The 11,327-nt window shown below is 72.4% G+C and carries 10 protein-coding genes and 1 pseudogene; 8 read left to right on the top strand and 3 right to left on the bottom strand.

Translation table 11 applies throughout. The features are described from left to right. A partial coding sequence (locus AXW62_RS37315) for a DUF4832 domain-containing protein (protein WP_060948293.1) occupies window positions 1-1,895 on the top strand: 1,895 nt, incomplete at its 5' end. A 177-nt stretch (window positions 1,896-2,072) separates the two neighbouring features. Then, window positions 2,073-2,996, top strand: coding sequence for an SDR family oxidoreductase (locus tag AXW62_RS37320; protein ID WP_060948294.1), 924 nt, complete (start codon window positions 2,073-2,075; stop codon window positions 2,994-2,996). A 282-nt stretch (window positions 2,997-3,278) separates the two neighbouring features. On the opposite strand, the gene AXW62_RS37325 is transcribed toward AXW62_RS37320, so the two are convergent. After that, window positions 3,279-4,040 carry a class I SAM-dependent methyltransferase gene (locus AXW62_RS37325; protein WP_060948295.1) on the bottom strand — a complete coding sequence of 254 codons (762 nt, stop codon included), beginning with the start codon at window positions 4,038-4,040 and terminating at the stop codon, window positions 3,279-3,281. A gap of 299 nt (window positions 4,041-4,339) precedes the next feature. Here AXW62_RS37325 and AXW62_RS46480 point away from each other — a divergent pair, with 299 nt between their 5' ends. From AXW62_RS46480 to AXW62_RS37335, 3 genes are all read left to right on the top strand, one after another. After that, window positions 4,340-4,642 carry a hypothetical protein gene (locus tag AXW62_RS46480; RefSeq protein ID WP_079115973.1) on the top strand — a complete coding sequence of 101 codons (303 nt, stop codon included), beginning with the start codon at window positions 4,340-4,342 and terminating at the stop codon, window positions 4,640-4,642. A gap of 138 nt (window positions 4,643-4,780) precedes the next feature. Continuing rightward, a complete protein-coding gene (locus AXW62_RS37330) occupies window positions 4,781-5,764 on the top strand; it encodes a BtrH N-terminal domain-containing protein (protein WP_060948296.1) in 984 nt (327 codons plus the stop codon). A gap of 265 nt (window positions 5,765-6,029) precedes the next feature. Then, window positions 6,030-6,542, top strand: a complete 513-nt coding sequence (locus AXW62_RS37335) for a DUF6233 domain-containing protein (protein WP_060948297.1) — start codon at window positions 6,030-6,032, stop codon at window positions 6,540-6,542. Here the strand turns inward: AXW62_RS37335 and AXW62_RS37340 are convergent. Beyond that, window positions 6,539-7,852 carry a cytochrome P450 gene (locus AXW62_RS37340; protein WP_244502761.1) on the bottom strand — a complete coding sequence of 438 codons (1,314 nt, stop codon included), beginning with the start codon at window positions 7,850-7,852 and terminating at the stop codon, window positions 6,539-6,541. The genes AXW62_RS37335 and AXW62_RS37340 overlap by 4 nt on opposite strands. Window positions 7,853-8,197: 345 nt before the next feature. Between AXW62_RS37340 and AXW62_RS37345 the strand changes: the two genes are divergently transcribed. After that, a complete protein-coding gene (locus AXW62_RS37345; protein WP_174556476.1) occupies window positions 8,198-8,494 on the top strand; it encodes a hypothetical protein in 297 nt (98 codons plus the stop codon). A 55-nt stretch (window positions 8,495-8,549) separates the two neighbouring features. On the opposite strand, the gene AXW62_RS37350 is transcribed toward AXW62_RS37345, so the two are convergent. Beyond that, a complete protein-coding gene (locus AXW62_RS37350) occupies window positions 8,550-9,317 on the bottom strand; it encodes a TetR/AcrR family transcriptional regulator (RefSeq protein WP_079115974.1) in 768 nt (255 codons plus the stop codon). A gap of 181 nt (window positions 9,318-9,498) precedes the next feature. Between AXW62_RS37350 and AXW62_RS37355 the strand changes: the two genes are divergently transcribed. Continuing rightward, complete coding sequence (locus AXW62_RS37355; RefSeq protein ID WP_060948299.1) at window positions 9,499-10,698, top strand: AAA family ATPase; 1,200 nt, start codon at window positions 9,499-9,501, stop codon at window positions 10,696-10,698. A 19-nt stretch (window positions 10,699-10,717) separates the two neighbouring features. Next, window positions 10,718-11,327, top strand: a pseudogene (locus tag AXW62_RS37360) (hypothetical protein); the annotation flags it as partial.

Below are 11,327 nucleotides of genomic sequence, written 5' to 3' on the forward strand. Positions count from 1 at the left end.
CCGGCGCCGCGGCCGGTTCGGCCCAGGGCGCGCCCGAACGCCCGGCGCCCGGCCCGGACCCGGACCCCTCGCTCCCGGCCCACGCCCTCGGCCGCGCCGACGCGCCGCTGGACAACCCGCTCAAGGGCTTCGCCCGCTTCTACCAGCCCGGAAGCGATCAGAACACGGGCTACCCGCACTCGCTGACCTGGAGCTACTTCGGCCTGTCCGAGGTCATGAACGACGCGTCGGACTGCCGGCACTACGACTGGGGCGCGCTGGACAGCGCGCTCAAGGAGACCGCCTCCTACGGCAACCAGGCCGCCATCCGCTTCTACATCGAGTATCCCGACGGCACCGGCAGCCACCCCGCCAACGCCATCCCGCCGTGCTTCGACGGACATGTCGACAACCGCGTCAACACCCACTGGAACACCATCAGCCCCGACTACGACAGCCCGTACCTGCTGGACGCGCTCAAGGACTTCATCGCCGCGTTCGGCGCCCGCTACGACGGTGACCCCCGCATCGGCTTCATCCACATGGGGCTGATCGGACTGTGGGGCGAGTGGCACACCTGGCCCTACGACACGGACACCTCCAACGACTCGTACCCGAACTACATGCCCACCGACGCCCACGGCGCCGAGATCATCCGGGCCTACGACAAAGCCTTCACCCACACCAAAATCGAGGTCAGGTACCCGGAATCGGCCGGCGGCGCCGCCGACGACCTGCCGGCCGTCGGCTACCACGACGACTCCTTCTGCTTCCGCGAGGGCAGTCCGCTCGCCGGGGTCACCCTGCCGGCATCGATGGGCGGAGCCTCCTACGCGCAGTTGCAGAAGGCCCTCGACCACGGCGTGGAGAACCGCTGGATCACCGCCTCCATGGGCGGCGAGGTGCGGCCCCAGATCCAGTCCACCGCCTTCGACAACTGGCCCGGCGGCTCCGGCGAGGTGGACGACATGAAAGCCTGCCTCGAACTCGAGCACACCACCTGGAAGATCAACGAGGGCAGCGCCGGCTACTCCCCCACCGACCCCAAGGTGGCGGCCGCCGTCCGGCTGATGGGCTACGACCTCGGCGTCGACCACGCCTACTTCCACGACACCGCACAGGGCAGCACCAAGGTCGGCGTGCGGATCAGCAACAACGGCGTCGCCCCGTTCTACTACCCCTGGACGGTCAGCCTCGGCCTCAAGGACTCCTCCGGCAAGGTCGTCACGTCCTGGGCCACGCCCTGGGACCTGCGCACGGTCATGCCGGCGAAGATCCGCGCCTTCCCCGACTGGGGCGTGGGTTCCGACCCCACCTACCTCACTTACGGCCGCGCCCGGTACTTCGACACGACCGTGGACCTCTCCGGCGTCGCCTCCGGTGACTACCGCCTCGTCATGAAGGCCAAGAACCCCCTGGAGGACATCAGCCCCAACGCCAAGAAGCTGCGCTTCGCCAACTCCGGCCAGAAGGCGGACGGCTGGCTGGACCTGGGCGCCATGACCGTCGGCTCCGGCGGCTCCGGCGGCACCACCGACCCGGCCGGGTACGAAGCCGAAGCCGACGGCAACACCCTCACCGGCACCGCCGCGGTCGCCGACTGCGCGGGCTGCTCCGGCGGCGCCAAGGTCGGCTACCTCGGCAACGGCGCCACCCTCACCTTCAACCGTGTCGACGGCGGCGACGGCGGCACCACGCCGGTGACCGTCCACTACGCCACGGCGGTCGCCCGCTCGGCCACCATCCAGGTCAACGGCGGCCCGCCACGGACCGTCGACTTCGCTCCCACCGCGGACTGGTCGACCCCCGGCTCCTCCACGGTGCGCCTCGACCTGGACGCCGGTACAGGCAACAGGATCACCATCGCCAACCCCTCCGGGTGGGCGCCCGACATCGACCGGATAACGGTGACGTGACCACGGGTGTCCAGGTCAGGTCCGCCCTGGCCTGGACACCCGGCCAAGGATCCCGTGCAACGACATGCGAAGACGCGCGAAGGCGTGCGAAGACATGCGAAGACATGCGAAGACAGTCACTGACATCAGATGCTAGGCTCGATGACAGTAACTGACATCGACATTGTGGGGTCACCCATGCGCGTTTTCGTGACCGGCGCGTCCGGCTGGATCGGTTCCGCCGTCGTTCCCGAGCTCATCGGCTCGGGGCACCAGGTGGTCGGGCTCGCCCGCTCCGACGCCTCCGCCGACGCCCTCACCGCCGCCGGGGCGGAAGTGGTCCGCGGCACCATCGACGACCTCGACGTCCTGGGCAACACCGCCGCCGCGTCGGACGGGGTGATCCACCTCGCCTTCAAGCACGACACCGCCTTCACCGGCGACTTCCAGGGCGCCGCCGAGGCCGATCGCCGCGCCGTCGACGCCTTCGGCGACGCGCTCGCCGGTACCGACCGCCCCTTCGTCCTCGCCTCGGGCCTGGTGGGCCTCTTGCCCGGACGCGTGGCCACCGAGCGGGACAGGCCCACGATCGACGACTCACCCGTCTCGATCCGGTGGGCCACCGCCCAGGCGGTGCTCGCTCTCGCCTCGCGCGGCATACGCTCCTCCGTGGTGCGCCTGTCGCCGACCTGCCACGGTGAAGGAGACAACGGCTTCATGGCGGCCCTGGTCGCCATCGCCCGGGCCAAGGGTGTCTCCGGCCACGTCGGCGACGGGACCAACCGCTGGCCGGCCGTCCACCGGCTCGACGCCGCGCGGCTGTTCCGCCTGGCGGTCGAGAAGGCCCCGGCGGGATCGGTGCTGCACGGCGTCGCCGAGGAGGGCGTCCCGATCCGCGACATCGCGGAGGTGATCGGACGTCAACTCGGCCTCCCGGTGACGTCAGTGGCCCCCGAGGCCGCGCCCGAACACTTCACCTGGCTCAGCCGCTTCCTCGGCCTCGACGCCCCCTCGTCGAACACCCTGACCCGAGAACTGCTGGGCTGGCAGCCGACCCAGCCCGGCCTCCTCGAGGACCTCGAGGAGGGCCACTACTTCCGCACCCCCGCCACCACCGCCTGACCGGCGGCGAAGACGCCATCAGCCCGGCCCGGTACGCACCGGTCCGCGCGGATGGCGCCCGCGCAAGCCCGGCACGGGTGCCGGTGAGCGGGTGGTCCGCCGGGTCCACGGCGGGGCGCTGCCGCCGAGCCCGGTGAGCCGGCCGGGCAGCGCGCCGATGCGTGAACTCCCCTACGGGAGTACGGAAGTGCGCGCGAGGAAGTCGCGCCCCTTCGACGCCCCGGGCCACCCCCGGGCTGATCGGCCACCAGGTGCGCCCGCCCCTGCCCGCCCCAATCAGCGTCAGGGACGGATGGCCACCAGCAGGTCGACCAGGTAGGCCTCCTCCACCCTCCCGTCCGGGAAAAGCTCACGCAGCCGATCGCGCTCGTCGGCGAGAAACTCCTGGGTGCCGGCCTCGCCGAGGACGATGAACGCCGAGTAACTGGTGATGTTGGCGAGGTGCGTGTCCAGGGGAACGGTCCGGCTCCAGCGCACGTGGCGACGCACACAGCGCAGGCCCGAGAGCCCCGCGAGCCGGACGGCGCGGCTGTCGTCGGGACGCGTCCGGGGAGAGGGCCGCACACCGCAGTGGGCCGCGATGCGCTCGTCCTGGGCAGCGGTCCACGGCACGTCGAAGGCGGTCGTGTTCCACCAGACCGCCAGCGCGCCTCCCGGGCGCAGGACGCGCAGCGCCTCGGGAACGGACCGATCCGTGTCGGTCCAGTGCCAGGACTGCGCGTACGTGATCAGATCGCGGGAGGCATCGGCGAGTGGCAGCGCGTTTCCGTCGCCCCGGACGATCGGCACGTCCGGAAGGGTGCGGCGGAACTGCGTCGCCATGCCGGCACCCGGCTCGACGGCGACCACATCGGCGCCGCGCTCGTGCAACAGGGCGGTGGCGATGCCGGTGCCCGCGCCGACGTCGGCGACGCGGGCGCCCGCGAGGGGGCGCCCCATGGCCTCCTCGACGGCGTCCAAGACGGCGGGCGGGTAGGAAGGGCGGTTCGCGGCGTACTGGGCGGCGGCCTCGTTGAACGAAGAAGCACGTGAGGTGACAGCCATATCCCCATTCTCGTCTCTCGCCCACCCGCCCCGGGCGCCGGACGCCGCCGCGGCCCGTCCCGGGGCCAGGGGAAGCCCTGGTACGGGGCCCGCCGGTGTGGGGCCCGCCCCGCCGCCGTGGTGCGGTGTCCACCGGAACGGGAGCCCTCCGTCTCGGCGCGGGAGCCCTGCGTCGGAACGAGAGCCCCTGCGTCTCGGTGCGGGAGGTCCCGGGAGGTCTCCTGCTCGGCCGCCGCCCCCAGCGGCGGCGGGCCCTGACCGCATCGCATGATCGTGACCCTCGGGGGCACCCGGAGGCCGTGACGAGGACACGACGCCATGCGGTGGCCGCCTCCGGCCGGTGGTGGGACGAGGAGGACGGACGCTGGCTGCCCGCGGGTGAGGCACACGCGTGGGAGCAGGGGATGAACCAGACCGTGTGCGGGCTGTCCCTTCACCGGTCACAGCTATTCCGTTTCCCGGGTGTGGAGTGGACCGACGCCCTCCCCGAGTCAGGCGGCGCGGCCGACGGCATCCGGCGCGTGTGCCCTCGTTGTGCCGCCGCCGGGCGGCGCGGCCCGGACGCCCGCCGGGGCTGGGTGCGCAAGAACCCCCGACCCTAGGAAGGTTCCGTCAGACTGTTTCGATCTTGTGTGGTGTGTGTTCCGCTGGGGCCTGTCCGGCGGATCGTGCCCGGGAAGCGGTGGTCTGGCACGCTCGTCCGCAACGTCGTCGTCAGGTGACCGAGGAGAATGAGCGGCATGGCCATGGTGAAGGACATCGATGCCCGCGGCATGCAGCACTGCGAGACGACGGCGCTGGGCGTGCTGCTGCGGCATGAGGGACTCGACCTGTCCGAGCCCATGCTGTTCGGGCTCGGCTCCGGGCTGTCCTTCGTCTACTGGGACAGCAAAGCCATGGGTTTTCCCTTCCTGGGAGGCCGGGTCAAGCCGTTCGAGCTCACCAGGAACCTGACCGCCGCCCTCGGGCTCGACCTGCTGGTCGGGGAGACCACCTCGCCACGCAAGGCATGGCAGAACGTGGCGGCACCCATCGACGCCGGCCGGCCGGTGGGCCTGCAACTCGACAGCTACCACCTGGACTACTTCACCACCAAGGCGCACTTCGGCGGGCACATCGTGGCCATGTACGGCTACGACGAACAGGACGCCTACCTGGTGGACACCGGCCCGCAGGGCGGAGCCGTCTCCACCAGCCTCGCCGGCCTGGCCAGGGCCAGGGCCGAGCGCGGCCCCATGACCGCCAGGCACCGCTCCTTCACCATCACAGCGCCCGGCGATCCGACACCACCGCGGGACCGGATCATCCCCGCGATCAGAACCTGTGCCGACGCCTTCCTGAACCCGCCCATCGGGAACCTGAGCCACCGGGGCATCGAGAAGGCCGCCAGGGAAGTGCCGAAGTGGCTGCGGCGCAGCGACGATCCGGGGGAAGACCTGCCACGGGCCGCCGCCCTCATGGAGAGGGCCGGCACCGGCGGCGCCCTGTTCCGCAATCTCTACCGGGACTTCCTCGCCGAATGCGCCCAGCTGATCGACAGCAGCCACCTGCGCACCGGCCACACCCTGTACACCGAGGCCGCCGCCCTCTGGACCCAGGTGGCCGCACTCGTCGCGGCGGCAGGCGAATCCGGCGACGCGGAGAACCTGGTGCGGGCCGGTTCCCTCCTCCACGAGCTCTCGCGCGTCGAACGCGAGGCGATGCGGACGCTCAGCCTGCTCTAGCGCGGTTCGCCGGGTGGTGGGCCGCTCCAGCACCGCCATCACCATCATCGACCACTTGTCCGCGATCTGGACCGCCGCACACCGGCACCCCCGGCCTGTCCCCGCGCGTCCCCACATGTCGCCCACGCGTCTCCCGCGTTTCCCCGGCCCGGAAGCGCGCCAGGGCACGCCCTCCGGGAACGGCCACCGGGCCGGGCCCGGCCCGGGTGAGGGGGACGGCACACCCCGGTCGGCCGGCGCCGGTATTCGAACTAGAATACGAATCGTGCAGGCGGAAGAGTGGCGGTCGAAGGCCGGGCCATGGGCGCGTGCGGTGCTCCCGGACGGCCAGGAACTGGACGTCATCGTCACCGGCTGGACCCGCACCCCGGACGGCCAGTGGTGGTGCCAGGCCGAAGCGATCATGCCGACGCGGTACGAGGACGCCGACGGGCACAGCCGGCCCGCGGGGGCGCCCACGGCCATCACCCTCGCCGCCGACCGGGTCGCCCCGGTCCCCGGTGAGGACTACAGCGTGGTACCCAGGGACGGGGAGATCGCCGGACGGCAGTGGCTCCTGGAGAAGCTGCACCAGTACGGGCCCGACGACCCCGCACGCCGCCTTCACCGCCGCGACTGCTGGCAGGCCCGCCTCGAGCACACCCGCATCACCACCGCCGAGGCCGCCGGGCTGCTGGGGGCTCCGGATGTGGACGTATGCGAGGTGTGCCGCCCCGATCGCGCGCTCCGGCCGGCCACCGACCGCGTGCGGGGCCTTGCCGCGTACCGGGAGATCTAGCCGAGCGTGCGGGGGCCGGGGGTGAACCGCACCGGAAGGGCGGACAGGCCGCGCATCCACGGCGAGGGCCGCCAGAGGAGGTCCTGCGCGGGCACCGCGAGGTCGACGTCGGGGAGCCGGTCCAGGAGGGCTTCGATACCGGCCCTCGCGATGGTCTCGGCGCTCTCCCGGCCGGTCATCGGGCAGCCGTGTTCACCGTGGCCGAAGGAGAGGAAGGCGCTGTTCCCCTGGGTGGAGACGGCCGGGTCGGGGCGCACCTGGGGGTCGGTGTTGGCAGCGGCGAAGCCGAGGACGAGCAGGTCTCCGGCGTGCAGCCGCTGTCCGCCGAGGACCGTGTCACGGGTGGGCCAGCGGCCCGCGACGTTCTGGGACGGGGTGTCCTCCCACAGCACCTCGTTCATCGCCCATCCGACGCTGCGGCGGCCGCCGGACAGCGACAGGGCGAACCGTTCGTCGGTGAGCATCAGCCGCAGCGTGTTACCGATCCACTCGGCCGTCGGCTGGTGGGCCGCCGCGAACATGACCATGAGGTCCTGGACGATCTCCTCCTCCGAACCCGTCGGGGAACAGGCGATGAGCCGGGAGGTGGCGTCCGCTCCGGGGTGTTCCCTCTTGGCCGCGACCAGTTCCCGGCAGGCGGTGTAGAACGCGGCCTGGGACTCCACGGCGGTTTCCGCGCCGTCCATCATGTCGTTGATGGAGTGGGTGACCTCATCGGCCTCGCTGTCGGAGAAGCCGAAGAAGTAGGCGAGGACCAGTGCCGGGAGCTGCCGGGCGTACTCGGCGATCAGATCGCTCGAACCCCGCTCGCAGAAGCCGTCGATCAGCGTGTCGGCGATGCGCTCGGACCGGTCGCGCAGCGCGAACGGATCGATACCGAACAGCGCTTCGTTGACGGCGTCGGCACGCTTGCGGTGGACCTCACCGACCGTGAAGAGGATGGACTCCTGCTTCTCGCCGATCAGGGGCCGCAGCGGCCAGTCCTCGGGAATGGCGCTCCACAGTCGCCACAGGGAGGAATCGCGGCTGAACAGCGCGGCGTCCTGGGTCACTTGGAGGACCTCGCGGTAGCCGAGCACCAGCCAGGCCGGCACGCCGCCGTGGAGCAGCACGGGGGCCACGGGTCCGTGCCGCTGCCGTAGCTCCCGGTACACCTGGGCGGGTTCGGTCTGGAATCGCGGGCCGCTGAGCTCCACGGCGTCCACGTGACTGTCCGGGAGGTCCGGGAGGCCCGGGAGGGACGGCCGGGAGGGGGGCTCGGCGGGGGCCGGGGTGGCTGCCGCTGAGGGAAGCGGCTCGGGCTGGGTCATGGTTCGGGTCCTCGGCGTGCGAAGGGGACGGCGGCCAGGTGCCAGAATCTTGATCACCGACCGGGCCGGCTCAATATAGGCACACTCGGCGGCCCCTGGCACCACATCCTCACCCCCCGATCCCGCCGGTGGCGGCCGGTTCCCGTACGAGCCGGCCGTGCAGCCGCTCGCGCACCGGGGGCTCCGTGTTCAGCGACCGGAAGCCGGCGTCCGCGCGATCCGGTGGCCGCCGGGTCCGGACGCCGGCGGGCCGGCGGCGGTGCGCGCCGCGGACTCCTCGGCCTCGCCCACGGAACCGACGCGCGGTTTGGTCACCGACCCGGCCCGCGCGGCTCCGGCGACCCGGTGGCCGATGTCCGGCTGATCGTCCCCGCGGGCACCACGGTCACCGGCGCCCCTTCCGACTGCACCCCGCACACCCTCTCCGGCGGCTACTACCCGCAGCGGACGGGCGCCCCGCGCTATGACTGCGCCCTGCCGTACTGGGTGCTGCAGGACACGGAGCGTTCGTACGACTTCTCGGTGCGGATCGACACCGTGGTGCCCGGCGCGACCGGCGCGGTCAGCATCCACCCCGAGTGGGGCGAGTTCGCCTTCGACTCGGACACCACCAACACCAAGGCGGTGCTGGCCGTCAACTGACCGACCGGCGCCCGGCAGAGCGTGCGCCTCGCACCCGGTGCGGAGTCCGGGGCCGTCACCGGCCGGACCGTGCCGATGGCGGCGAGGCGCACCGGGCGCCGTCCGGAGACCCGGCCCGCCCGTGGCCGCCGTTGCCGCCGTTGCCGCCGTTGCCGCCGTTGCCGCCGGGCAGGATTCCGGGCGCCGTCAGCAGTGGTAGCCACACCTCGTCCACGATCTCGACGATCGATGCGTCGGGCACCGCGCGCATCGTGGTGAGCATGTCGTGGCGCAGCAGGTCGAACGGCAGGTTGACGACGCGGGGCGAGCGCGGGGTGTCGGGCAGCTCGCCGCGTTCGACCGCGCGGGTGACGATCGTCTCGAAGGCGGTCGGACGGCCCGGGGGGCCGAGGGTCTCGCGCAGCTCGCCGAAGCTGGTCCCGGTGTCGCGGAAGTAGTCCGCCAGTTGCACGCCCATGATCGTGACGGCGGGTGCGCGGTCGGCGTTGGCGTTGCGCAGGAAGCCGATCGCGTCGCCACGGAGGCTGCCGCTGTCGGGCACCGCGATGGGCTGCCAGAACTTCGTGAGAGTGGCCAGCAGCAGATTCTCGCGCTGCGGCCAGCGCCGGTAGAGCACGGCGCGGCTGGTGCCGGCGCGGGTGGCGACCGCCTCATAGGTGAAGCCGGTGTATCCGTGCTCGACCAGCACGTCCCACGCCGCGTGGAGGATCGCGTCCTCGAGCCGGGAGCCGCGGCGGCGCGATGCCCTGCCGCGGTCGGCGTCCCGTTCTGCCGCCGGGGCCGTCCCGCCCCCGTCCGTTGTCCGCCCGCGCTTTAGATCCACTCGTGTATCTTATCGCAACCGGCTCCCCTTCCGGCGGGCCGGCCGCTGGTCAGGAGCGGACCCCGACACCCTGGCGGCGGCCCTCGGCCGGTGGTCCGGCCCGGGACGAGTCCCCGCCCGGCGCGCAGCGTCACGTACGGAACAGGAGATCCGACAAGGTGCCGCAGACATGGAGTTGAGTATGGGCGCGCAGGACGCGCAGGACACGGCCAAGAGGCTGCGGGCGATCACCGACGAGCTGTCGGACCGTTTCTACGAGCGGGCCGATGCGGTGCGGACGCTGGTGGTGACGCTGCTGGCCGGACAGCACTCGCTGGTGCTCGGCCCGCCCGGGACGGCGAAGTCCGAGCTGGCCCGGGAGCTCACGGGCAGGGTCGAAGGGGCGTCCTACTGGGAGATCCTCCTGTCCAAGTTCACCGCGCCGACGAGGATGTTCGGTCCCATCGACGTCGCCGCGCTGGCGCGGGGCGAGTACCGCCAGGTCTACGACGGCCGGGCCACGACCGCGCATATCGCGTTCATCGACGAGATCTTCAAGTGCTCCACGGCGGCGCTGAACGAGACGCTGGGCTTTCTCAACGAGCGGATCTACCACCCGGAGAACGGCGGTGAGCCGATCCGCTGCCCCCTCATCGGGGCGATCACGGCGAGCAACGAACTGCCCGACGGAGAGGATTCGGCCGCGATCTACGACAGGTTGCTGGTGCGGATCGAGGTCGGTTACCTGGCGGACCCCTCGAACTTCGCCGCGCTGATCCGCTCCGCCGTCAGCCGCCCGGTGGCACCGGCGCGGACCACGGTCGAGCTGGCCGCGCTGCGGCGGGCCGTGGCCGAAGCCGTACCGGCCGTGGACGTGCCCGACGTCATCGTGGACGCGGTGTGTACGCTGCGGGCCGCCCTGCGCCGCAAGGAACTCATCGCCTCCGACCGCCGGTGGCGGCAGGCGGTGGGCCTGCTCCAGGCGTCCGCCTACCTCGACGGCCGCCCGGCGGTCACCGAAACCGACCTGTCGGTGCTGACCCACGTGCTGTGGGACTCCCCCGCCGAACGCCCGGCCGTCGAGCGGGAGGTGCTGCAACTGGTCAACCCCGACGCCAAGGAGGCCCTCGACCTGGCCGACACCATCGAGGAGCTGGACGCCCAGCTCGACGCCATGGCCGGGCAGTCCCGCGAGGCGCTGAGCGAATGGGTCATCAAGACGGCCCACCACAGGCTCGCCATGGCGGGCAAGCGGCTGGAGACGCTGCGCGCGGAGGCGGCGGGCGCCGGCCGCTCCACCGCCGCCATCGACCGGGTCGCCGGCCGCCAGCGCGCCGTCCGCGCCCGTGTCCTCACCGAGGCCCTCGGTGTGGACGCGAGCACGGTGCAGGCCCAGCTCTGAACACCGGGGGGTCAGGCCCGTGGGCACGACACCGAGCAGGCCCGACGAGCCGCTGAGCCCGGCCGGGACGTGGCCGGACCGGTCCGCCGCCGCTCCCGCGCGGCACACCGCGGTCGTGGTCGCGGACCGGTTCGAACAGATCACCTGGCGGGACACCTACGAGCAGTCGGCCGGACTGCGCGAGCTGGCCGAGGAGCTGAACGAGCGCTACGCCTGTCCCACCGACCTCCTGACCGATGCGTTCCTGGCCGCCTACAAGGTCAGCCCGCGGTTGCGCGAACGCGCGGAGATGGACCCGTCCCGGCTGGTCGACCACCAGATCATCACCTCGCTGGTGGAGTCGGTGGAGTTCGCCGAGCTGCGCCGGGAGACGGCCGGCGACCCCTACGCCGCCGCCATGGCCGTGCTCGCCCAGGCCACCGCCCTGCGCCGGATGCTGGAGCGCTCCCGGCGCGCCCGGGACCTGGCCGAGCGGGCGAAGCAGGCCCAGCGGGCCGCCGAGGGCGCGGCGACCGCCGTGGACGAGGCGCTCCGGCAGGCCACCGGCGGTGCCGATACGGACGGCACCGTTCCGGCCCCGGCCGCCGACGCCGTCCAGCGGGCGGCCGAGGCCGCCGGGGCAGCCGAGG

The sequence above is a fragment of the Streptomyces hygroscopicus subsp. hygroscopicus genome (assembly GCF_001553455.1).
GTDB lineage: Bacteria > Actinomycetota > Actinomycetes > Streptomycetales > Streptomycetaceae > Streptomyces > Streptomyces hygroscopicus.

Coding starts and splice junctions, on each gene's coding strand:
- AXW62_RS37320 (WP_060948294.1), top strand. CDS start 2,073: ATGCGCGTTTTCGTGACCGGCGCGTCCGGCTGGATCGGTTCCGCCGTC.
- AXW62_RS37325 (WP_060948295.1), bottom strand. CDS start 4,040: ATGGCTGTCACCTCACGTGCTTCTTCGTTCAACGAGGCCGCCGCCCAG.
- AXW62_RS37330 (WP_060948296.1), top strand. CDS start 4,781: ATGGCCATGGTGAAGGACATCGATGCCCGCGGCATGCAGCACTGCGAG.
- AXW62_RS37340 (WP_244502761.1), bottom strand. CDS start 7,852: ATGACCCAGCCCGAGCCGCTTCCCTCAGCGGCAGCCACCCCGGCCCCC.
- AXW62_RS37355 (WP_060948299.1), top strand. CDS start 9,499: ATGGGCGCGCAGGACGCGCAGGACACGGCCAAGAGGCTGCGGGCGATC.